The sequence below is a fragment of the Dasania marina DSM 21967 genome, assembly GCF_000373485.1.
Lineage (GTDB): Bacteria > Pseudomonadota > Gammaproteobacteria > Pseudomonadales > Dasaniaceae > Dasania > Dasania marina.
Genome location: NZ_KB891585.1, coordinates 333,856 through 357,507 on the forward strand (window position 1 = coordinate 333,856; position 23,652 = coordinate 357,507).

20 protein-coding genes are annotated in these 23,652 nt (G+C 46.7%); 11 read left to right on the plus strand and 9 right to left on the minus strand.

The window, feature by feature from the left end; genetic code table 11:
* The 3 genes from sohB to B067_RS0111070 all read right to left on the minus strand — a co-directional run bounded on the left by sohB (position 1) and on the right by B067_RS0111070 (position 3,583).
* Positions 1–1,041 carry a protease SohB gene (sohB, locus tag B067_RS0111060; RefSeq protein WP_019530152.1) on the minus strand — a complete coding sequence of 347 codons (1,041 nt, stop codon included), beginning with the start codon at positions 1,039–1,041 and terminating at the stop codon, positions 1–3.
* A 113-nt stretch (positions 1,042–1,154) separates the two neighbouring features.
* Positions 1,155–1,808: a hypothetical protein gene (locus B067_RS0111065; RefSeq protein ID WP_019530153.1), complete on the minus strand. Its 654-nt coding sequence runs from the start codon at positions 1,806–1,808 to the stop codon at positions 1,155–1,157.
* A gap of 62 nt (positions 1,809–1,870) precedes the next feature.
* Complete coding sequence (locus B067_RS0111070) at positions 1,871–3,583, minus strand: FimL-related protein (protein ID WP_156820817.1); 1,713 nt, start codon at positions 3,581–3,583, stop codon at positions 1,871–1,873.
* 389 nt (positions 3,584–3,972) lie between these two features.
* Between B067_RS0111070 and nhaB the strand changes: the two genes are divergently transcribed.
* Both nhaB and B067_RS0111080 read left to right on the plus strand, forming a co-directional pair.
* Positions 3,973–5,475, plus strand: coding sequence for a sodium/proton antiporter NhaB (gene nhaB / locus B067_RS0111075; RefSeq protein WP_019530155.1), 1,503 nt, complete (start codon positions 3,973–3,975; stop codon positions 5,473–5,475).
* An 81-nt stretch (positions 5,476–5,556) separates the two neighbouring features.
* Complete coding sequence (locus B067_RS0111080) at positions 5,557–7,764, plus strand: hypothetical protein (RefSeq protein ID WP_019530156.1); 2,208 nt, start codon at positions 5,557–5,559, stop codon at positions 7,762–7,764.
* A 29-nt stretch (positions 7,765–7,793) separates the two neighbouring features.
* Here the strand turns inward: B067_RS0111080 and dnaQ are convergent, their stop codons facing one another.
* Genes dnaQ through B067_RS21300 form a run of 3 tightly spaced genes read right to left on the minus strand, consistent with a single transcriptional unit; the run spans position 7,794 to position 9,855 of the window.
* Positions 7,794–8,501, minus strand: coding sequence for a DNA polymerase III subunit epsilon (gene dnaQ, locus B067_RS0111085; protein WP_019530157.1), 708 nt, complete (start codon positions 8,499–8,501; stop codon positions 7,794–7,796).
* 60 nt (positions 8,502–8,561) lie between these two features.
* Positions 8,562–8,993, minus strand: a complete 432-nt coding sequence (gene rnhA / locus B067_RS0111090) for a ribonuclease HI (RefSeq protein WP_019530158.1) — start codon at positions 8,991–8,993, stop codon at positions 8,562–8,564.
* A gap of 19 nt (positions 8,994–9,012) precedes the next feature.
* Positions 9,013–9,855: a class I SAM-dependent methyltransferase gene (locus B067_RS21300; protein ID WP_019530159.1), complete on the minus strand. Its 843-nt coding sequence runs from the start codon at positions 9,853–9,855 to the stop codon at positions 9,013–9,015.
* A 161-nt stretch (positions 9,856–10,016) separates the two neighbouring features.
* Here B067_RS21300 and gloB point away from each other — a divergent pair, with 161 nt between their 5' ends.
* Both gloB and B067_RS0111105 read left to right on the plus strand, forming a co-directional pair.
* Positions 10,017–10,841 carry a hydroxyacylglutathione hydrolase gene (gene gloB, locus B067_RS0111100; RefSeq protein ID WP_019530160.1) on the plus strand — a complete coding sequence of 275 codons (825 nt, stop codon included), beginning with the start codon at positions 10,017–10,019 and terminating at the stop codon, positions 10,839–10,841.
* A 119-nt stretch (positions 10,842–10,960) separates the two neighbouring features.
* Positions 10,961–12,574, plus strand: a complete 1,614-nt coding sequence (locus B067_RS0111105; RefSeq protein WP_240472854.1) for a lytic transglycosylase — start codon at positions 10,961–10,963, stop codon at positions 12,572–12,574.
* On the opposite strand, the gene B067_RS0111110 is transcribed toward B067_RS0111105, so the two are convergent.
* Entirely contained in the window at positions 12,571–14,046 is a 1,476-nt protein-coding gene (locus tag B067_RS0111110) for an HDOD domain-containing protein (protein ID WP_019530162.1), read from the minus strand. The two genes, B067_RS0111105 and B067_RS0111110, sit on opposite strands and share 4 nt — an antisense overlap.
* Before the next feature lie 216 nt (positions 14,047–14,262).
* On the opposite strand from B067_RS0111110, the gene B067_RS0111115 reads away from it, so the two are divergent.
* From B067_RS0111115 to B067_RS0111145, 7 genes are all read left to right on the plus strand, one after another.
* Complete coding sequence (locus tag B067_RS0111115) at positions 14,263–16,149, plus strand: extracellular solute-binding protein (RefSeq protein WP_019530163.1); 1,887 nt, start codon at positions 14,263–14,265, stop codon at positions 16,147–16,149.
* Positions 16,149–17,210: a microcin C ABC transporter permease YejB gene (locus tag B067_RS0111120; RefSeq protein WP_019530164.1), complete on the plus strand. Its 1,062-nt coding sequence runs from the start codon at positions 16,149–16,151 to the stop codon at positions 17,208–17,210. Before B067_RS0111115 ends, B067_RS0111120 begins: the two co-directional genes overlap by 1 nt.
* Positions 17,211–17,222: 12 nt before the next feature.
* Positions 17,223–18,257 (plus strand): ABC transporter permease, encoded by a 1,035-nt coding sequence (locus tag B067_RS0111125; protein WP_019530165.1) that lies wholly within the window; start codon positions 17,223–17,225, stop codon positions 18,255–18,257.
* Positions 18,257–19,861: an ABC transporter ATP-binding protein gene (locus tag B067_RS0111130; protein ID WP_019530166.1), complete on the plus strand. Its 1,605-nt coding sequence runs from the start codon at positions 18,257–18,259 to the stop codon at positions 19,859–19,861. Before B067_RS0111125 ends, B067_RS0111130 begins: the two co-directional genes overlap by 1 nt.
* Positions 19,858–21,009 (plus strand): methyltransferase, encoded by a 1,152-nt coding sequence (locus tag B067_RS0111135; protein WP_019530167.1) that lies wholly within the window; start codon positions 19,858–19,860, stop codon positions 21,007–21,009. Before B067_RS0111130 ends, B067_RS0111135 begins: the two co-directional genes overlap by 4 nt.
* Positions 21,010–21,148: 139 nt before the next feature.
* Positions 21,149–21,667, plus strand: coding sequence for a hypothetical protein (locus tag B067_RS0111140; protein ID WP_019530168.1), 519 nt, complete (start codon positions 21,149–21,151; stop codon positions 21,665–21,667).
* A gap of 102 nt (positions 21,668–21,769) precedes the next feature.
* The gene (locus tag B067_RS0111145; protein WP_019530169.1) at positions 21,770–21,955 is read left to right on the plus strand and encodes a hypothetical protein; all 186 of its coding nucleotides are present in this window, start codon (positions 21,770–21,772) and stop codon (positions 21,953–21,955) included.
* A gap of 67 nt (positions 21,956–22,022) precedes the next feature.
* Here the strand turns inward: B067_RS0111145 and rlmD are convergent, their stop codons facing one another.
* Entirely contained in the window at positions 22,023–23,372 is a 1,350-nt protein-coding gene (rlmD, locus tag B067_RS20305; RefSeq protein ID WP_019530170.1) for a 23S rRNA (uracil(1939)-C(5))-methyltransferase RlmD, read from the minus strand.
* Positions 23,373–23,378: 6 nt separating this feature from the next.
* Positions 23,379–23,651, minus strand: a complete 273-nt coding sequence (locus B067_RS0111155; RefSeq protein WP_019530171.1) for a hypothetical protein — start codon at positions 23,649–23,651, stop codon at positions 23,379–23,381.
* Between the last annotated feature and the right edge of the window lies 1 nt (position 23,652).

A 23,652-nucleotide genomic window follows, 5' to 3' on the forward strand; every position in this document is an offset into this window, starting at 1 on the left:
TTAATGCAACTGATTGCTGTTGGCCTGCCCCCACAATTTAACCAGCGTTTTATCGACTACGGCCTCTGCCGCCAGCCCTAGCTTTTCCGACAGGGATTTTTTGTGACTAAAGTTAATTTCGTATATATCACAGTCATCGCGCAGCGATAATAAGTACTCATCACTGGTTTGCAGCTCATCCACTAAATTGCGCTCTAGCGCTCGGCTGCCATACCAAATTTCACCGGTGGCAACGTCGTCTATTTTCACTTGTGGGCGGTTATCGGCTACAAAGCTTTTAAATAACGCGTGAGTATCTTCTAGCTCCTCGGTAAATTTGGCCTTGCCCTTTTCGGTATTCTCACCAAACATGGTTACCGTGCGTTTATGCTCACCGGCGGTAAATAACTCAAAGTCTATGTCATTTTTCTTTAACAAGCGATGAAAGTTAGGCAGCTGTGCCAATACCCCTATAGAGCCGATAACGGCAAAAGGTGCTGCCAGTATTTTATCGGCTACGCAGGCCATCATATAGCCGCCGCTAGCGGCTACCGCATCTACTGCGATAGTTAGCGGTATGGATTTGTTTTTAATACGTATTAGCTGTGAGGCTGCTAAACCGTAACTATGCACCATGCCACCCGGACTCTCTAAGCGCAGCACCACTTCATCCTCAGGCTTGGCCATAGTTAACAGGGCGGTAATCTCTTCGCGCAAGTTATGTACCGCCGAGGCTTTCATATCACCATCAAAATTTAGTACATAGACGCGTTTTTTTACCCCGGCTTCAGGGTTTTTCTTGCGCGCCTTGGCGAGGGCTTTGTCACTTTTCTTTTGCGCTTTATGCTCGGCCTTTAGCTGCTCTTCGCTAAGTACCGCTTCTTTAATTGCATCTTCCATGTCATCGAAGCTGTCATTTAAGGGCTCGACATCTATAAATCCCTGAGCGTCTTTTTTACTCTTGCTGCTAATGGCAATTAGGCCTGCCACGGCAATAAGTAATAACGCCACAAAGGTGACTGATTTTGCCAAAAATAGGCCGTAGCTTGTTAAAAACTCCAAAAAACACCTCTATATTCCAGATAATAAAAAGGCCCGCTATGCGGGCCTTGATATAGTGTCTGCGGTGCTGTGGCAAGTCAAGCCACTATTGGCTGTTTGCTGCTAGCCGTGGGCTATTGCCAGTTTGCTATAGCCTGCTGAGCTCGGTCATTTAATGGGCTAGCGGCTAAACCATTATGAGTGAGCTTCACCGCATATAAGGCGCCGTCTTTCATGGGTAGATAGGTTGCGCTGCCGTAGTCGCTACTGATTAGTGAGAATGTTTTGCCGTGCTTATGTAACAGCTGCCATACGTCTAAGCCAGATTCACTTTTCGCTAAGGCATGCACTGTTCTGGGGGCGTATTTTTCTTGCTCTAGCGACACGTAGCGGCCGCTTAATCTATCTAGGCGATACCCGGGCAATAAGCCCATGCGGGCGAAAAAATCAGACCAGGTTAATAAACGTACATCCAGTTGCCACAAATCACCGCGCAATTCATAGCTGTGCTCTATACCGTCATCGCCAATTAACGACACCTTGTAATGCTGCGGGGCCAGCTCGTTAAAGCTGATATTGGCGATGGACTTATTATTTTGATATTGCCTATAGCTGTAAAAATCTAATGCCGATAACACCAAGGCTGCAGCCAGCAACAATAATAATAATCCGCCCGTGCCTCTAAGCCAGCCCAGCAACCAGCTGCGCTTAAACAAGGCTTTAGCAGCGACAACGACAACAATGACTGCCACAATCACTAGGCCTGCCGTTAGTGCCATATAAACCATAGTCTTTCCTACTCGTTATTTATTGTTGTTATTGCGCCTAGTTTATTGCCTAAAGCTCGCTGCTATGAGGCATTATCCACGGCAAATCCCAAGGCGGCCAAGCTCTCTTCCGCAACGGTGAGTATTTTATCATTGACCTTATGACCGCTGGCAACTTCCCCTAGGTAATATTCCATGCTTATTAACGCATCGGCCAGTGTTTCCAATAATTGGTGGCGATGCTCGCTGGCGTTTTTATCGTGTATGTGGCTGTCTATAAACGCCCCACAGCTCTTCAATATCGCTGCCGCGCGATCGTAATTTAACACCAGTAAACCGCCGCGTACGGTATTCAGTGTCACCGCTATATTGGATATATGGCCAGCATCGAAGTTAGACTCTACATAGGAGCTGATGGCGCGCTTGGACAGAGCAATACCTGCCTCAGCCTCGACTAACACCACCCGCTGCGCTTCCGCCAAATGACTTTCGGCAATAATTTTTTTACGGGTTTGATCATCTGCACTATTAAGCTCGGCCACACTAATTTCACGCCGCTCTAAGCTGGATAAAGCACCCTCTATAAATAACAAGGTGTCGGCGGTATTGTGAAAGGCATTGCTGCCACCGTTGTCAGCCTGCTGAGTCCAGCTTTTGATATGCTCTAACTCTTGCTGTAACAGCTCTCTAGGGCCAGATAAATTTAGCATACCTAGCGTGTCGGCTATGCGAGACACTAGCTCCAATAAGTTCTGATGATCATCCTGCTGTATAGCATTATTTTGAGAGGCGATTTCCAATATATCTTTGGTATGCCTGATCTCTTCTTTAATAACCTTAACCACAGACTCCATGGTATCTATGCTAGGGCCATACATGTGCTCGCGCTGCTGCGTCAATTCACTATTGCTCATGCCTATCGCTGGCAGCGCATAAGCCTGCTTAATAGCCTGCACACAGCCATCGTCCGTATCTGTGGTGGCGATAAGATATAGTAAGTCTTTTTTTAGCTGACTGTGATCTTGGCTTAAAGCCTGCTCGCCTAAGCTGACTAACTGCCTAAACTGGCCTTCTATAGCGGCCAGTAACCGCTTTCTATTTAAAGTGACTTCTAATGGTGCTGCCGCCCAGCAGCTGGCCAAACCTTTGGCCAAATACCATAGCTCGCGGCCCTCGTGCCCCACCAACATCGCATCAACACGGGATAAGGCGCGCAGTATTAGCTGGGCAAAATACGGACTGGGGCGCTTCTCACTGATTAAGCCCAAAAAGCCCACTTGATACATATGGCGCAAACGCCCTACCGAGCTTAACAACAAACTTAGCTGAGGCTCGCCGGGCTCTAAGGTAGGGCTGACAGTTACGTCAAAACCCACAAAGTGATATTCGGGCAGCAGTGATTCTTTGCGTACCATCCGCAGTTCATTGATGTAGGGGATTAATAAGCTAGGTAAAGCCGCCTGACGTATGCCTATATATTCTATATAGCGGGGCAATACGAATAAGTTATGGGTAATAGCACCTAGCACGGCATCGCTGGCTTTAATGTCCCCGGCGATTAGTGCACGTAAGGTTTCCGCCATTTCTTGTGCTAACAAGGCCGCACCGGGAAATTCAACTAATTTAAAGGTACCCGCTAGCTGCTGCATCGCTTTAAGCGCGTGCTCGGCGTGATTAAAATCCTCATCATTAGCCAGAAAGGCTTCAAATTCTGTGCTGGCATGCGCTAGGGTGTTTTCCAGCTCCTCTTTTACCAACTTCAGGGAAGTAAGGTTTATTGCTACATCCAGAGACACGATTGCTCCTTATAAAAGAACTCTGTCGAAAAGACTGGCTTGTGGCCATGGCTTATCTTTATATGACAAAAGGTAATGATTTAGCTGACAAACTATTATTATCTGTTAGCGCCACAGTATAGCGTCATTTTCTCAGTTAACCTGTCTTTTTACTGATAATTTGTGCGCTAAGTCTTTGTTATTTTTGCAATAAGCTATTTTTAAAACAGCAATCCTAGGCTGCCAACAGCCAAGCGATCAATTAACAGCCAATTCTGATCCCTGTGGGAAGGAATTAACAATAAAGCGATAAATTACACTGCAAAAAACTAGAAAAGTATTATATTTCAATGTATTAATGGGGGCTGCTAGAATTAAGCACCCTAACCAATAAGATTAAAGGAGCCACTATGGCACACACTATGCCACAAGCATTCATGCAAAATTTTCTGGGGCAGTCACCCAGTTGGTACAAAACAACCATTATTGCATTTCTCATAGTTAACCCTTTTTTGCTGTACGCCGTAGGCCCCTTTGTGACTGGCTGGGTGTTAATACTAGAATTTATCTTCACCCTAGCCCTGGCACTGAAGTGCTACCCCTTACAGCCCGGGGGCTTATTGGCTATAGAAGCCGTTATCTTAGGCATGGCATCGCCAGCAGCTGTTTATGCAGAAGTCGCCGCCAACCTACAGGTTATTTTGCTATTGGTCTTTATGGTGGCCGGCATCTACTTTATGCAAAAGCTATTGCTGTTCATGTTCACCAAGATATTGTTGGGCGTACGTTCTAAAAAAATACTGGCTCTACTATTTTCTATTACTGCGGCGGTGTTAAGTGCGTTTTTAGATGCCCTAACGGTAACCGCGGTATTAATCACTGTCGGTGTCGGCTTTTATGCGGTCTACCACAAAGTAGCCTCAGGTAAGCCCGCCCACAGCAATCACGATCACAGCCACGATGACAGCGTTATTGAATATCACCGCAGTGATTTAGAGCAGTTTCGCTCTTTCTTACGTAGCTTGCTCATGCACGGTGCCGTAGGTACTGCACTGGGTGGCGTCTGCACCTTGGTCGGTGAGCCACAAAATCTGTTAATCGCGCAGCGCGCAGGCTGGAGCTTTGTTGAGTTCTTCTTAGTGATGGCCCCGGTAACAATGCCGGTACTGGTCGCCGGTTTACTCTGCTGCTTGCTATTAGAGATTACCGGTAAGTTTGGCTACGGCGCCGAGCTGCCCTCTTCGGTACGTTCTGTGTTAGAGGACTTCGCCAGAGAAGAGGAAAGCAAACGCACTAAGCGCGACACTGCCAGTTTAATTATACAAGCTGTAGTGGCAGTATTTTTAGTGTTGGCACTGGCTTTTCATGTTGCCGAAGTTGGCATCATAGGCTTAACCATCATCGTATTACTCACCGCCTTTAACGGCATTACTGAAGAACATCAAATCGGCCACGCCTTTGAAGAGTCACTACCCTTCACCGCCTTATTGGTGGTGTTTTTTGCTATTGTTGCGGTAATTCACACACAGCATTTATTCACCCCAATTATTAACCATGTATTGGCCATGGACGCCGCTATTAGGCCCAGCATGTTCTTCTTAGCTAACGGCGTACTCTCCATGATTAGTGACAATGTGTTTGTTGCCACGGTGTATATCAATGAAATTAAAGCGGCGCTGGATGCGGGCACTATCAATCGTGAAGAGTTCGAGCTGTTGGCAGTAGCGATTAACACCGGTACCAACTTACCCAGTGTAGCTACACCTAATGGCCAGGCTGCCTTTTTATTCCTGCTGACTTCGGCCTTAGCGCCGTTAATTCGCTTGTCTTATGGCAGGATGGTTTGGATGGCGCTACCCTACACTTTTGTACTGGGCGGCGTAGGTCTTTACGCGGTAACCTACTTACTGTAAAGCAAACTCAGGGCCTATAAGCACCGTCTTATAGGCCCTTTTTATTATCCCCTCTTTTTATACCTATACCGACTACCTGCTATGACTGAGCCCAGTAATCCCACTGACAAGCCCGCCAACAACGCCGAGCCACCCACACTAGCCGGCAACAAGCTAATTATAGAAACCGCAGAAATCACTGCCGAAAATACCACCGCGCTGACGGCCGCAACTGATAAATATTCTGATTATGAGATTTCTGTAGAAAGCCAAGAATTTTACCCAGATGCCCTATTCAGCAGCGACGATGAACTGGATCTCGCCCTTACCAAGACCAAAGCTAAATCCAGCCTAGATAAGCCAAAGCCTGAGCAAACCGCAGAGCCAGATCTAGACGCTGCCGTGCAACTCGTTAACCAACCCGAACCTATAGACTTAACAGCCTTTATTAGCAGCCACAGCCAGCAAAAAAAATTCCAGGCCGGCAAACACCTGTTCAGCAAAGAGGGCCAACAACTGCCCTGCTTACAAAACGGTGTACTCAACACCTTGGTATTATTAGAGCAACAGCTTACCCCTCACTATCACTTTGTATCTACGCTGCCCGTTGCCCAACGACCAAGTTTAGTTACAGGCAAAAAAAACGCTAAGCAACGATGGCAGAACGGTAAAATGTTGGCTCACTATCAGTGGCAAAAAATTCGTATTGCCCTTGACCAATACCTTGGCCGCAGCCTGCCGGCAAGAACACTAGATCTGGATTACAAAGCCTTAAAGCTCAAACCCAAAAGCCAGCTGGGCAATATACTCAGCCTGTATGAAATCAATAAACGTTTTAACAGCAAAGCGATAAATGTTGAGCAGCTTATTAGCCTCGCCAGTGACGAGCTTAATAACATTGCTAAATGCGCCTTATCCAAGCGTAAAAAACAGCAGCTGGTAGCGGGTTATAGTCAATTGCTACAGCCACAACTGCAAGCTTATATACACAGTAGCAACCTACAGCCGCTGGCCAATAAGCAAAAGCAACAGGAGCTACAAGTAGAAGATATTAAGTCGATTTGCAAAAGTATTATCAGCATTTACAAACAACTGTATATGCCACTATATCAAGCTAGCAATTTAATTTATGGGCCGCAAAGACGCCAAGCACAGTCTCTAGCCTACACACTTATAGACTGGCTATGTATGGAGCAATGGCTGTACAGCGCCATGCTGACCCCACTACCCAACAGCTCTATCAAAACCCTTAACAGCCTATTTTATGCGCTGGCCTGCTATGAACCGCAACAGTTAGAACAAACTCAAATCAGCCTATGCAGCGACAGCCCGGTAAGCCTAAAAGCACTTTATATACGCTACCAGTTATTACTCATCATCGATTTCAGCACCATCAATAGTCGCTTACATCAGCATGTTATTGCTCAGTTGCTGGCCGCCATACCCCTGGTGAGTTTATTTAAACTGCCTAACCAACAGCCACAAGCCTGCCACGCCATACCTTGCCACCACTCAGCAATGATGCAATTTGCCAGCGCGGCTAATCTCCCTGAGGTGGTAGGCATAGGGCTGGATTTAGCTGAACTTACTAACGCGATAAAAAGCGACTATCAACAACAATTAGCTACGTTAGGTAGCGCCAAAGCCGGTAGTAGCAAAAATATATTTGCTGCCTCAGCAGCCTTAATGACCCAGCTGGTGGCGTTTTCGCAACAACAAAGCCATCAGCATTACTCGCTGTATCAAGAGACAAAACTGGCATTGTTTAGCGGCTTTAATGATTGTTTTAACCACAGCCTGTACCGCTACGTACACAATGTAAAAAGTCAAAACAAAGCCGCCGATATTGAGCTACCGCCGCTGCCAAAATCCAGCGCTGGCCCCTGGGGTGTGGCACTGGATAATGAAACCACACTGTGCCTGCAAACACCCGAAATCAAAATCAGCACTAGGCTCAACATTGGCCAGCCACTAATTATTAGTATGCACCATGAGCAAAAGGGCGAAACGGAATTGCAGCTAGCCTTACTAAGCAGAATCACCCGCACACAGACTAAGTTGGTAGATTTAGAACTCACAAAAGTCGCCAGTGATTTTACCGGCGCAATTATTGACGAGGCGCTACCGCCCCATAACAAAGCGTTGCTGTATAGCGTACAGAATAAATACTATCTGTTGACGCAAAGCGCTGAGCCTTGCTGGAAAGGAAAAACGCTATCACTGCGCTTACACAACGAAGAAACTGTGGTTGTTTGCATTAAGGCCTTAGCACAAGATTATGGCCAGCACCGGGCCTATTTATTATTTTAATGCACTAGATTCATAACGACGCTCGCCGCTTAGCTGCGCCAGAGGCAACCACTTTCACTTTTTTTCTCTACTTCATCCAAGCGCTGCTCATGCAAGGCTAGCTCTTCGGCAGAGGCCGTAATCACTTTTAACGGTGCGCGGTCAGCCTGCACCGGGCGTAGCTCTGCCACGGCTTCGCCCTGTTGATTATTGTCGCTATCGGCCAGCAATAAATTGGTTTGGCCGCCGGTGATAAGTAAATAAACGTCGGCTAATATTTCCGAATCTAGTAGGGCGCCGTGTAAATCACGCTGGGAGTTATCGACACCATAACGCGAGCATAAGGCATCGAGGGTATTGCGCTGGCCGGGGTGTTTTTTTCTTGCTAAAGCCAGGGTATCCAAAACGCCGCAGTACTGTTCTAACCGTCCAAGCTTTTTATCGTGTAGCGCCAGCTCGTTGTTCAAAAAACCCATATCAAAGGGCGCGTTGTGTATGACTAATTCGGCCCCTTTCACAAAGGCTAAAAAATCATCAGCAATATGCGAAAATAGCGGCTTATCCACCAGAAATTCATTGGTAATACCATGAATGCCTATGGCCTCCTGCTCTATATCGCGATTGGGATTGATGTATTGATGGTAGTGCCTGCCGGTGAGTTTTCTATCCACCAGCTCTACACAGCCTATCTCAATAACCCGGTGGCCTTCGCGATGCTCTAGGCCGGTGGTTTCTGTATCTAACACAACTTGACGCATATTTACTAACCTTGTTGCTAAGCCTTTAACTAAACTTCTTGCTAAGTTTTTTACTAAGCCTTACAGCTCATCAATACCGCGGTTGGCCAATTGATCGGCAATTTCATTTTCCCTGTGGCCGCTATGGCCTTTTACCCAGTGCCACTCTATTTGATGTTGGCTGGCCTCGGCATCCAGCGCCTTCCACAAGTCGACATTTTTGACAGGCTTTTTGCTGGCGGTTTGCCAGTTTCTTTTTTTCCAATTAAGCATCCATTCGCTAATACCTTTACGCACATACTGTGAGTCGGTGGTTAGCTGTACTAGGCAGGGTTCTTTTAAGGACTTCAGGGCTTCTATCGCGGCCATTAACTCCATACGATTATTGGTGGTGTCTTTTTCGCCGCCCCACAGGGATTTTTCATTGCCTTGGTAGCGTAATAAAGCACCCCAACCGCCAGGGCCTGGGTTTCCCTTGCAGGCGCCATCGGTAAATATCTCAATCTTTTTCAAACTAAAACCTTCGCAGTTACTATTCTATTTTTTTAAAGGGGATAACCTTGCCCTGCCGTATATTGGCCTTGGGTCGCAGCGTCGTAAAGCCGCTAGCGGCTGTGCGCCAACGCGAGCTATCAGGGGTCATAGCCGCCTCTTGTTTCACCGACGTTATACAGTAAAAACTACCCAAGGGTAATTTTTTTGTCGCCGAGACTACGCAGCGATTAATAAAGCGCCAAAAGTTACTGCGAGACTTTTTACGACTGCCAGCAAACCGGTGGTAGCCAAACTGGCGCTGAGTTACCTGAAAGCCTAGCAGCGATAACCAATCTTCCATACGAGAATGGCTAAAGGTTTTATTATGCCAAATTGAGCGCGGTAAATAACGGGTAAGCACACTTTGCAAGCCCATTAATGAATAAGGGTTAAACCCCACCACGATTAAGTGGCCACCATTAACCATCACCCGCTCCACTTCGCGCAACAACTGCTGTGGGTTGGCGGCAAACTCGTGGCTGTGGTGCAGTAGTACCGCATCGACACTGCCAGTAGCCAACGGCAGCTGCTGTATATCAGCAACCACATCTACCCGCTGACCCTGCTTATTACCTGCCACCGGATACACGCAAAACTTATGTTGCACCCTGGCGGTATGACACAAAGAGCGCTGCCTAGTCACACTCATTTGCAGTATGTGGTAGCCAAAGCAGCCGTTTAATGAGCGCTTGATTAGATATTGTTCGGCACAGAGCAAGGCCTGCCCCTCCTCAGATTCAAACCAGTGCTCCACCGCGGGAAACACCAATTCTAAGGGCGGAGGATTGACTGCACTACCGACAAAAAACGATTTTATCCCCTGTAATATACCGCGTAACATGTGTACACCTAACCGCTATTAATGTGATTACTCAGAGTTTAGCAATGTTAACGAATTTGACCCAACCTACAGTTTTAACACTCTCATGTTGACCCTGTTTAGACTGCGTTGCATAGTAGCTATACTTAATAGCCCAAGCCGCACAAGAAACTCCCTATATTATGCTAACCATAGAAGCCATTCCTGCTTTTGACGACAATTATATTTGGTGCGTATACCACAGCGTATCCAAGCAAGCACTGGTAGTCGACCCCGGTGAGGCGCAGCCAGTGCTGGACTTTTTACAGCAGCGCCAACTTAACCTCAGCCACATACTGATCACCCACCACCACTACGACCACGTCAATGGCCTAGCGCTGTTAAAAAGCCATTACCACGCCCAAGTATACGGCCCCCACAATCCTTTTATTAATGGCATAGATTATTATTTAAAGGCGGGTGATCGTATAGAGCTGCTAAACAGCTCATTTGAGATTTTAGAGGTACCTGGCCACACCCTAGATCATATTGCTTATTTCAGCCCTGATCTCAACAGCTCTGACCTTAAAAGCACAGGCCTTAAGAACACAGGCCAGCCTAATCAACCGCGCGTTTTTTGTGGAGACACTCTATTCGCCGGCGGCTGCGGCCGCATCTTTGAAGGTAATCCGGCCATGTTGCAACAATCACTGGCACAATTGGCGCAACTACCCGCCGAGACACTGGTCTACTGCGCCCATGAATACACACTGGCCAATCTAGCCTTTGCACAAGCGCTAGAGCCGTCTAATAGCGCACTAGAGGTGCGTATAGTCGCCGATAGCAGCAAACGGCAAGCGGGCCAGCCCACCGTGCCCAGCAGCCTCGCCTTAGAGCTAGCCACTAATCCTTTTTTGCGCTGCCAAAGCCCTGAACTGATCCGCAGCGCAGAGCAGTATAGCGGTCGCAGCGGCTTAAACCGCGGCGACACCTTTGCGGTTATCCGCGATTGGAAAAACCATTTTTAAGCAGCGGCGTTGACCTAGGCCCAGCCGCTACTTACAATGAACCGCAATAGCGAAAACACAAAATAAGATATAAAATCAATATGTTAAAAGCATTACCTCAAATTATACTTAGCATCTGTATGCTCACTGGTTGCCAGATTAACGGTGATAAATTCACGCTAGCCAGCGAACCTGCGCTAATAGACTACCGTCAGCTGTCGCTACCGGAACAACAGCTATACACCCACTATCACGCCCCCCACAGCTGTGAGCACAGCCTCAGCCAACCCGACAACGAACAGCCCTATTGGTTAGAACCCAGCACCGTCTGGCAACGTATACCCTTGGGTTATCAACTGCAGCAAGTAGATAGACCACGCCTACAAGCCGAGTTTAACTGGTATAAACGCCACCCCAGCTATATGAGCCGAGTGAGTGAGCGCGCCGAGCGCTACGCCCACTATATTATTGAGCAAGTGGAACAGCGCAATATGCCCAGCGAAATTGCCCTATTACCCATAGTAGAAAGCGCCTTCGATCCCTTTGCCTACTCCCACGGCCGCGCCTCTGGTATGTGGCAGTTTATCCCCGGCACCGCCAAAATGTTTAATCTCAAAAGCAACTGGTGGTATGACGGCAGACGCGACACCTTAGACTCCACCCAAGCCGCGTTGGATTACTTACAATATCTAGCCGACCACTATGATGGCGATTGGCTGCTGGCCCTAGCCGCCTATAACTCTGGCCAAGGCACCGTCAACAAAGCTATTAGAAAGAACCGTAAAAAAGGTAAGGCCACCGATTTTTGGGCACTAGATTTACCACAAGAAACCCGCAGCTACGTGCCTAAACTACTGGCGCTGGCCAAGCTTATCGAGCAGCCCAAGCGCTACGGCCTCAACTTATATCCGGTAGCCAACCAGCCTTATTTTGAGGTGGTCGATATAGGCTCGCAAATCGATCTGGCACAGGCGGCAGAAATGGCCGAGGTGGACATAGAAGAGATTTATAAACTCAACCCCGCCTTTAACCGCTGGGCTACTGACCCCGAGGGGCCACATCGATTATTGGTGCCCCACAATAACGCCAGCCAGTTTAGCGAAAAAGTCAGCCTGCTCAGCAAAACCCAGCGCTTACATTGGCAGCGTTATACGGTAAAAAACGGTGACTCTCTACTACTGTTAGCCAAGCGCTTTAACACCGGCGTGGAAACCATACGCCAAACCAACAACATCAAAGGCAATATGATACGCAGCGGCCAGAAACTCATGATCCCCATGGCCTCACAGCAAAGCCAGCACTACGCCTATAGCGCCAAGCAAAGAAGTGAAAAAATCAAAAGCCGTCGTAGCGGTGGCACCGGCACGGTACAGGTATTTCATCAAGTACAAGAAGGTGAAAGCCTGTGGACCATTGCCCGTAAACACGGCGTGAGTAGTAAGCAGATTGCGCACTGGAATGGTTTTGCCCCTAAGGATTTGATACGCCCTGGGCAAAAGCTCAGCCTGTGGGTAAAAGCTAAACCCGCGGCGGAAAAAGTTGCCAGCCTAGCCTTGGCGAAAGCACAACAGCGCGATGCAGTAATGAAGAAACTAGGCTATACCGTACGCAGCGGTGACTCACTGGCTGGCATAGCCGACAAATTCAAAGTGAATCTGCAAGATATTATTAGCTGGAATAGCGTCAACCCTAAGAAATATCTACAACCTGGCCAGCGCCTCACCTTGTATATAGACGTAATGAACCGCTACTAACGCTTAGACTGTGCCGCCAACATAGCCAGGGAGCTATTTGCCTGCTGCACAAAGTGGCAATAACTATCGAATTGTTCTTGGGTAATATCGGCCCCCTTCATGCCCCGGTCAGCCACCAGTAAGCCTATGGTGCGCTTACCGGTATAGATAGCTGCAATCACGCAGTTATCTACATCAATAAGATTTTGCATACGCTTGTTAATCAAGTGCTCTAAGCCGCAACTGCTTTTACGCTTCATCCATGCTGTAACTTGTTTATGCAGGCAGTAGGCAAATAAATTATCTTGCTGCGCCTTTACTGGCATTTTTAATTCATCGCGCCACGGCTCTGTTTTTGCGCCCAGTACATACTTGGCTGTCATCACAGTAACTTGCGGATCGATTAAGCACAGTGCTACGCGCTCAAACCCCACCCCTTTCTGTATGCCTTCGGTCAGCATCTTAAATAAGGTATTTATATCAATATTATGCTCTATCATATTGCCCATTTCGCGCAATATCTCTAGCTGTAACTTGGCATCGGCATTGACTGAATCATTTGCTGCACTGATGGCCGTTGCTGCAGGGGTAGCTTCGGCTTCCTTGGCTGGCTCAGTCTCTGCGCCATCCGCTTTAGGAATGTAACGAGTAATAGACTCGGCACCAAAGGTATGCGCCACCGTGGTGGCACGCTCGGCCCCGGCCATAATATGAGCGCGCATATCCTGCAAACTAGCCCCGGTAAACATCGAGGCGTCCACCAAAACATCAGTAAACTCGGGGGAATCCCAACCTTTTTCGGCAGCAGCGCTGATCTTTTCGCCTAACAACACCGCTTGTGTGCGCAGGCTAGGTTTGTGGCCAGGGCTTAACACTTCTTTTAAGTCCTCGCCTAAATTCCACTTATCGGCCAGTGCTACACCTACTTCCTTAAGTGTGGTACCCAAGACTTTTTGCTCTAAACGTGGGCTGGAAAAATCACCGGTGCTATCCAGCGCGCTGTGCAAGAGCTTGGCGTGCTCACCTTTCATACTCCAAAAAGCCATATCGCCGACATGCAATAACAAGGCGGTGATAAACACTTCTTCATCAGCTTGGTTATCTATTTGCTTCATCAGGTTTTCGGCCTGTACTGCGGTGTGAAAACCACGGGCCATCCACTGCATCATGCGCTCTTTGTCTTTATTTTTTAACAAAGAATCTACCAACATAATTGATAGAGAGATGGCCTTAATACCCTTAAAACCCAGCTGCACCACCGCTCTGCTAATGGTATTAACTTTATTACTGCCACGGGTATTGGTCACACTATTGGCTAGGCGCAGCACTTTGGTGGTGAGCGCCGAGTCACGCATAATCAGTTCAGATAACTGCTCGGCCGAGGACTCGGTACATTGCGTAACAGCATTGATTTCCTGCATCACGCCGGATAATACTGGCAGCTGGACATCGCTTAACTGCTGAATCCAATACGCTGTATCTTTACTCTCCACACTCACCCCTAATACTAAAATTTTGGTTTATTGTTGTTATCGTTTAAATAACCCAGCATTATAGCCTGAAGTCTTCCATCGCTGGTAACTTCTTGATAACTTTGTTTTATTGTCAAAACATTAATATATAACTAGCAGGCAATCTTACGACTCACCCTAGATTGCAATGTTAAAACACCTTACATCGCCCACCTTATCAAGCAGCCAGTGCCATCCATGAGCCTATACATCCACCGATTTACCGATAAACTGGCCATTCCAGCTGTAGCTATGCCTCTTATTGTAGTACTGCTTAGCCTACTAAGTGGCCAATTTAGTCATGCTGGCCAGCATGACAGTAAAAGCGAACAAAACATCATCAAAAGCCATGCTATAGCCATGCACGGCAGCGCCAAATACCCAGCAAGCTTCAGCCACTTTGATTACACGTCACCTCATTCAGCCAAAGGCGGACAACTACGCCTAGGCCTGCAAGGCAGCTTTGACAGCCTCAATCCGTTTATTGCCAAGGGTAATAGCGCAGCGCATTTAGGTTTAATCTACGATAGCCTAACAGTAAGCAGTATGGACGAACCCTTCACCCGTTATGGATTGCTGGCTGAAAGCATGGAATACCCAGCTGACCGCTCCTGGATTATTTTCAATTTACAGCCAAAGGCAAAGTTTCACGATGGCGTCGCCATCACCGCCGATGACGTAGTGTTTACCTTTAATACCCTCATGGAAAAAGGTAACCCCTTCTACCAAAGCCTCTACGCTGATGTGGAATCGGTAGAGGCACTTAATAACAAGCGCGTGCGCTTTAGCTTTAAAAACACCGTTAACCACGAGCTAGCACTTATTGTTGGTGAGCTAGCCATACTCCCTAAACATTATTGGCAGGATAAAGATTTTGCCAGTAGTAGCTTAGAGATGCCCTTGGGCAGCGGCCCCTATAGCCTCGACAATATTAACCCCGGCAGAAGCCTCAGCTATAAGCGGGTTAAGGATTATTGGGCTAAGGATATAGCCGTTAACATAGGCCTCTACAACTTTGATCGCATAGTCATAGACTACTACAAAGATGCCAATGTTCTGCTAGAAGGCTTAAAAGCCAAACAGTATGATTTCCGTTTAGAAAACTCCTCCAAGCAATGGGCCACCGGCTATGCCAGCGATGCACTAGCCAATGGCGAGCTAATACAAGAAGAAATAGCCCACCAACTCCCTAGAGGTATGCAGGGTTTTTTAATGAACCTACGCCGGCCGCTGTTTCAAGATATGCGCGTTAGGCAGGCACTAAACCTCGCCTTTAATTTTGAGTGGAGCAATAGTAATCTGTTTTACAACGCCTACACGCGCAGCGAAAGTTATTTTGCCAATTCAGAGCTAGCAGCCACTGGCCTACCTTCGCCACAGGAACTGGCCATACTAGAACCTTATCGCTCGCAATTGCCTAACAGTGTATTTACTCATCCCTATCAAGCGCCGGTATCCAGCGGTAATAAATACAACCGCGCCAATTTAATCAAAGCAACCCAGTTACTGAAACAAGCGGGCTGGCGCATTGTTGATAATCAATTGGTGGACAGTAATAACCAACCCTTTGAATTTGAAATCACTCTAGTGCAACCCAGCTTTGAGCGCATTGTTAACCCCTATATTCAGTCTTTAAAAAAGTTGGGCATCAAAGCTCATATACAGCACAGTGAAGTGTCCCAGTACATCAACCGCTTGCGCGATGCTGATTACGATATGATAGTCAGCGGCTTTGGCCAGTCACTATCGCCGGGCAATGAACAAAAAGAATATTGGCACTCCAGCACTGCCGACACGCCTGCTAGCCGCAATTTAATGGGGGTTAAAAATCCGGTTATAGATCATCTCGTTGAGTTAGTGATTAGCGCGCCCGATAGGGAAAGCTTAGTCACCCGCACCCGCGCTTTAGACAGGGTATTGCTGCACCATCACTATCTTATTCCGCAATTTTATATTGCCAGTCACCGCATAGCTTATTGGGATAAATTCAACAAGCCCGCCACCAGCGCGAAATATGATTATGATTATCAATACAGCCTAATAACTTGGTGGCTAAAACCCGAATACCGTAAGAGTGAACGTTAATGCTTAATTATTTATTAAAACGTTTGCTGCTTATTATCCCTACCCTATTAGGCATTATGCTATTGAATTTTGTCATTATTCAATCGGCGCCCGGTGGCCCGGTAGAGCAAATGATCGCCAAGTTACAAGGTATAGGCGACTCTGCTACCGCTAGGGTTAGCGGCTCCAGCCAAGGTGAAACCTCTAACACTAGCAGCCATGGCCTATCACCAGAAACTTTGGCAAAAATTGAACAAATGTACGGCTTTGACCAACCCGCCCACCGTCGCTTTATTGATATGGTCATCGCCTATAGCCAACTTGATTTTGGCGATAGTTTCTATAGAAACAGCTCGGTTATAGACTTAATCAAAGAAAAACTGCCCGTCTCTATTTCCTTAGGGCTGTGGAGCACCTTACTAGTGTATTTAATCTCCATACCCTTGGGCATAAAAAAAGCCATAAACCACAACAGCCGTTTTGATATTATTAGCAGCGCGGTAATTACCGTTAGCTATGCCATCCCCGGTTTTTTATTGGCTATATTTTTGATTGTTATTTTTGCCGGCGGCAGCTTTTTAGATTGGTTTCCGCTGCGCGGCCTGCACTCCAATGATTATCAACAATTAAGCCTGTGGGGTCAGATCAAAGATTATTTTTGGCACTTGGCGCTGCCGCTTACTGCTTACACCATAGGCGGTTTTGCCACCCTCACCATGCTAACTAAAAACTCTTTTTTAGATGAAATTAATAAGCAATATGTTGTCACTGCCAGAGCCAAGGGTTTAACCGAACAAAAAATTTTATACGGCCACGTATTTCGCAATGGCATGCTGATTATTATTGCAGGCTTCCCCGCGGCTTTTCTCAGTATGTTTTTTACCGGCTCCATGTTGATAGAGGTTATTTTCTCTTTAGATGGCTTAGGCCTACTGGGTTATGAGTCGGTGATTAACCGCGACTATCCCGTCATATTCGCCACCCTGTTTATTTTTAGCCTGCTGGGTTTGCTATTGAAGCTGCTTAGCGATTTCACCTATATGTGGGTAGACCCACGTATCACCTTTAACGCGCAACAGTAATAGGGTTTATACGTGACTGTTCTTTCAAACTTAAGCCCTATCAACCAACGTCGCTGGGCCATTTTTCGTGCGCACCGCAGGGGCTTTTATAGCTTAATACTGTTTAGCCTATTATTTGTGCTTAGCCTGTTTGCCGAGCTTATTGCCAATGACAAACCGTTTATTATCAGCCACAAAGGCGAGCTGTATGCCCCGGCCATTTTTACCTATCCCGAAACCACTTTTGGTGGTTTTTTTGAAACAGAAGCGGATTACTCCGACCCTTATGTTATTAACTTACTAGAAAACAACGGCTGGGTGATATGGCCTTTAATCCCTTATAGCTACGACACTCACATCGATCAACTCGCCAGCCCTGCTCCCTCCGCCCCCGATGGCAATAATTGGCTAGGCACTGACGATCAAGCTAGGGATGTTTTAGCGCGGGTGATCTACGGCTTTAGAATATCGGTGATTTTCGCCCTCAGTTTAAGCATAGGTAGTTCCATCATAGGCATAACTGTAGGTGCGGTGCAGGGATATTTTGGAGGCAAGATAGATTTACTGGGGCAACGATTTATAGAAATATGGTCGGGGCTGCCGGCACTGTTTATCTTAATTATTTTGGCCAGCATGATTACCCCCAGTATTTGGTGGCTATTGGGCATTATGCTGTTATTTAGCTGGACCCAATTAGTCGACGTAGTACGGGCAGAATTTTTGCGCGGCCGCAACCTAGACTATGTTAAAGCGGCCAAGGCCATGGGCGTAAATAATAAAACCATTATGCTACGGCATATATTACCCAACGCTATGGTTGCCACCCTAACCTACATGCCGTTTATTATTACCGCTGCCATCACTACCTTAACTTCCTTAGACTTTTTAGGCTTTGGTTTACCACCAGGCTCGGCCTCTTTAGGTGAACTAGTAGCGCAGGCAAAAGCGAATTTACATGCCCCTTGGTTAGGCCTCAGTGCGTTTATCGTGTTATCCACCATGTTAAGCTTATTAGTATTTATAGGCGAAGCCGTACGTGACGCCCTAGACCCAAGGTTAATCAGCTAATGGATACTATGACTGCTACAGCGCTACTTAGCATTGATGACTTATCAATCACTTTTAACAACAATGCCAATTACACGGTTAACAATGTCAGCCTTGCTATAAACGCGGGTGAAACAGTGGCGTTAGTGGGCGAAAGTGGATCCGGTAAATCCATTACCGCACATGCCATTATGCGCTTGCTACCCTACCCCTTAGCTAGCCACCCTAGCGGTAAGATTTTTTTTGAAGGCGTTGACGTTTTAAGTTTGCCAGAAAATAAATTACGGACACTGCGCGGCAACGACGTTGCCATGATTTTTCAAGAGCCCTTAAGTGCGTTAAACCCTTTACAAACCGTAGGCAAGCAAATTGGCGAAGTCATCAGCCTGCATCAGGCGATTAGCAACGGCCAACTGCAAGAGCAAATAATTAAGCTACTTAACAGCGTTAAAATAAAAGACCCACTTAGCAAAATAAATAGCTACCCTCATGAGTTATCCGGCGGCCAGCGCCAGCGTGTGATGATAGCCATGGCTATAGCCAACAAACCCAAATTATTAATTGCCGATGAACCCACCACCGCCTTAGATGTTACCGTACAAAGTGAAATTTTAGACTTGCTGTTAGATTTACAAAAAACCATGAATATGGCTATCTTATTGATTAGCCATGATTTACGGGTGGTTAAAAAAATGGCCTCGCGTTGCTACGTTATGCAACAGGGTAAAATCGTTGAGCACCAAGCCACTGCTACATTACTCAGCCATCCCCAGCATCCACACACGCAAGAGTTATTGCAAGCACAACCCGACGCCAATCCCGTCCCCATAGCTAGCCAGCAACCGTTACCCATACTTAGCAGCAAGCAATTAGCGGTTAATTATCCACTGGCTAAGCCTTGGTTTTTTAGCAAGCAACAATATTTCACCGCATTACAGCCGTTGGATATACAGCTATACCCCGGCCAAACCTTAGGCATAGTAGGTGAAAGCGGCTCAGGTAAAAGCACCTTGGCTATGGCCTTATTAAAACTGCAAAAAGCCAGTGGTAGCATTTATTACCAAGGGCAAAATATACTGCCGCTTTCTGAATCGATCTTTAGACCGCTACGGCAAGATATCCAAGTAGTGTTTCAAGATCCGTTCAGCAGCCTTAGCCCACGCCTAGCCATTAGCGAGATTATCAGCGAAGGCTTACGCGTTTTTCATAAGCTAACGCCGCCGCAATGTGAACAGCGGGTCATAGAAGTACTAGACGAAGTTAAACTAGACCCAGAGTTACGCCACCGCTACCCGCACGAATGTTCAGGGGGGCAACGCCAGCGCATAGCCATAGCCAGAGCCATCATTCTAAAACCTAAAATCATTATTTTAGATGAGCCCACCTCGGCGCTGGACCGCTCGGTACAGGTACAAGTATTGGATTTGCTAAAAGACTTACAGCGCCGCCACCAGCTAAGCTATGTCTTTATCAGCCATGATTTGCAGGTGGTGCGTTCTATCAGCCATCAGTTAATCGTGATGAAAGAAGGCGCTGTTGTCGAAGCTGGCGACAGTGGCGAAGTCTTTACTAAACCGCAACATCCCTACACCCAACAATTATTACAGGCCGGGCTAGATCATTGAGCACAGAAACCTTTACTAGCGCAGTCGCCACCACAAGGCTGCATCGCCTACCCTTGCAAAACCAGCAAAGCCTAAGAGCCTGGGATGCTGCCGACGAGTTATTGCTTAAGCATATAGCCAGCCAACAGCTAGTACAGGCCAATAGCAAAGTACTGCTAATTAACGATCACTTTGGCACCTTAAGTGTAAACTTGGCCGCCGCTAATGTCGCCAGCATTAGTCACTGGGGCGATTCCTATATTAGCCAGCTGGCAACAAAACATAACTTACAAGCTAACCAATTAAATACGTCCTTACATTATCTCAGCTCAGTGGAAGCATTGATTGAAAGCTATGACCTAATTCTCATCAAGTTACCTAAGGTTACCGCCTTACTAGAAACTCAACTCAATGGTTTAACTCAACACTTAAACGACGGCGGGCAAATTATTGCAGCAGGTATGTGTAAACATATGCCTATGTCTACGTACAAAATTTTCGAGCGGTTTATAGGCAGCACCTGCACCTCCAACGCGCATAAAAAAGCACGGCTAATATTTCCGCAAGTTGAATCGCGTGAAATACAAAGCCTGCCCTACCCTATTCGTTTTACTGAACCCAGCTTAGAACTTAGCTTAAGCAACCACGCCAATGTATTTTCAAAAGAGAGCTTGGATATAGGCGCTAGATTTTTTATCGAGCAGTTTCAACAACTACCGGCAGCGCAAAATATTATCGATTTAGGTTGCGGCAATGGCGTACTGGGCATTATTGCCAAGCGCATCATGCAGCAAAAAAGAATAGACAGTCACATACACTTTGTTGATGAATCGTTTATGGCTATTGCCTCAGCACAACAGAATTACCAACAAGCTCACCAACAAAGTAAAGATGCTAGTTTTTATCACAGTGAATGCCTCAGCCAATTACCCGGCCTGCCAGTAGACTTAATACTGTGCAATCCACCTTTTCATCAGCAACACAGTACCGGTGACTATATCGCCAAGCGTATGTTTAGCCAGAGTTATGAGCGCCTTAAACCGCAAGGCCAATTATGGGTTGTTGCCAACCGACATCTGCCTTACGCGCCTTACTTAAAAAATCTTTTTAGCCGCTGCAACACGATAGCAAAAAACAATAAATTTATTATATATCAATTAGTTAAGTAAGAACTCTCAGATCTATACCGCCTAAATAATGCGCCCAGATAGCCGGGCGTAAGCATTATTGCGTATGGAAAATTACCGTTTTTTCGCTATCCTACTTAATACATGGAAAGCTTTCCGGAATATTCCAAGGATAGATAGTATGAAACACTCTCTCGACGATGAGCAACAGGTCCCCAAACAAACCGAATATGACCAGCACTTTGCCAGCCTCATCCAACCATTTATCAAGTCCTACCCGCATTTAAACCCTCTTTTTTTTGACGACATCTCATGCCTACATACCCGCATAGATATAGACATACCTAACGGTAAATCGCTATTACACAGCCCGGGCCTATATGCCGACGTACTGCAAACCGAACTTTTTATACCCGTATCTCTAGGTAAAGACGGATCTGGACAGCAGCCACAGTATGTTTTCAGCAACCCGCAATTACCGGGCACAGATAGAAGTTTTGAGTTAAGCGCCACCTTCGGAACCCGCTTTATTGCCTTACAGCTAAAAAGCGAGGCCGACACCAATAATATGCAACCGTTACTGCGCTATGCCCTAGAAATCATTGACAAGCTCCATGAGCGTATCAATAGAGTAACTACCAGCAGCGCTATAAAAAAACTACACAACCGTCGGCCGTGCAACCGTTATAAAACGGGATAAACTAAAGGTTTATCGATCTTGGCCGATAAGGCTAAGGTAGTCTTAAATATAGAACACCCTTAAATCGCATATTTCAATTTTTCGCAGTAATGAGGTAGCACTATGGAAATCGGGTCATCCGCTAGCAGCCAGCTAGCCAGCAACAGCCATGAATTACTAGCGGCAAATCTAGCTAAAAAACAACAAGTTGCCGATGGTGAAGCGGCGCTAAAATTACTGGCCTCAGCTAGTGTGGCAACGGCCAGCCCTGCAGCTAACCCTGGTGGCAGTATTGATATTAAGGTTTGATGACAGTTTCTAGTTTCTAGTTTCTAGAAGAGCTTAACGAAAAGCCTCTGCTGTGCAGGGGCTTTTTTTATGGCTTCTTCTCTAGTAACAACATGCATTCCATATGCTTGGTTTGGGGGAACATATCGATTAGTGCGGCTTTGCTAATCACGTAACCGCCCTGCTGTAAAATCTCAGCATCTCTGGCCAATGTGGCTGGATTACAAGAGACATAAAGCAACTGACTAGCGCTATGCTGGGCTAGCACCGTACATAACTGCTTAGCCCCGGCTCTGGGGGGATCTAACACCACTTTATTGGCACTTTGCGCTATGACTAGTTGTTCGGCAAATAAATCGGCGACGACAAAAGTAATATTAGTTAAACCATTGTCAGCGGCATTCGCCTGCGCCTTAGCTACCATGGTTTCTACCAGTTCATAGGCCAGCAACTGCTTGCTAGCAGCCGCCATAGGCAGGGTTAAATTACCTATACCGCAAAAATAATCGGCTACCACATCCTGCTCGTTTAACTGCAGCCAGGATTTTAAGCACTGTATCATTTGCTGATTAATCGCCGTATTGATCTGGGTAAAGTCACCGGCTTGGTAAGTAATGTTCATATCAGCACTTAAGCGGTAGCGCTGCGGCAGCGAGCCACTGATAAATAAAGGTGCGGCATAGGGCTGCTCTACATGCAGCACCTTAATAGTGACGGCCAAGGGCTGAGCAAACTGCTGTAGCTGCGCGTAATCTTGCTCTGGTAATTCTGCCTTAACACTGAGCAACACGGAGAGTTGCTTATCAGCATCCACGACGACGGCACATTCTAATAACAACGCACGCTTGCTCAAAGTGCTGAGTAATTGTTTAAGCGCAGGTAAGAATGTATTGATAGCCGGGTCGGCTATCGCACAACTATCTATAGCTATCAACTCATGGCTATTAGCCTGCCTATAACCCAACATAAAGTGCTTGCCCTTGGCGCTAATGGCAAAACGTACTCGGTGGCGATAATGGTAGGCATCTGCGCTAAGCGCCGGTTGCCACGCTATGGGCTGCTCCTGACTTTGCTCATGGTGTTTAAATAGCTGCTGCAAATGCTGCTGCTTGGCCTGTAACTGCCCTTGGTAATGATAATGTTGGAAACTACAGCCACCACAGCGGCCGTAATACTGGCACGGTGCTGTCACCCGCTGATCAGAAGCCTGTAGCACCTTTATCGTTTCGGCTTCATCATGACTTTTACGGTTAGTGGTAAAGCGCACCAACACTTGCTCGCCGGGCAAAGCCCCGGCTACAAAAACGGTTTTGCCTTTATGCTTGGCTATACCACGGCCGTCACTGCTGATGGCGTCGATAGTTAGCTCATGATTACCCTGCACAGCAAGCCTTTGCTTGGGCTTGAATATGCGTAAATTATTTCTAGGTTTAGCCATAGTGATTTAGCTTAAGGGTTTAGGTAAAAAGGCTTTATAGCGATTAATACATTGGGATTTTCTTTGCGCTAGTAATAGCTCTTCACTGCGCGAGTGAAAAATCTCTTTATCTATACGCTCGCAAGGTACGGATTTAAAATACTGCCAATCTCTATCGATCACGCGCATCTTGGGCTGAAATTCAGTAGCTTCATTAGGCTGTTGCGCCCATGAGGCGTTAATAACAAAGCAGAGAGCAAGGGAAACTATCTTAAACGGTTTAATTGTTAATACCTTCATG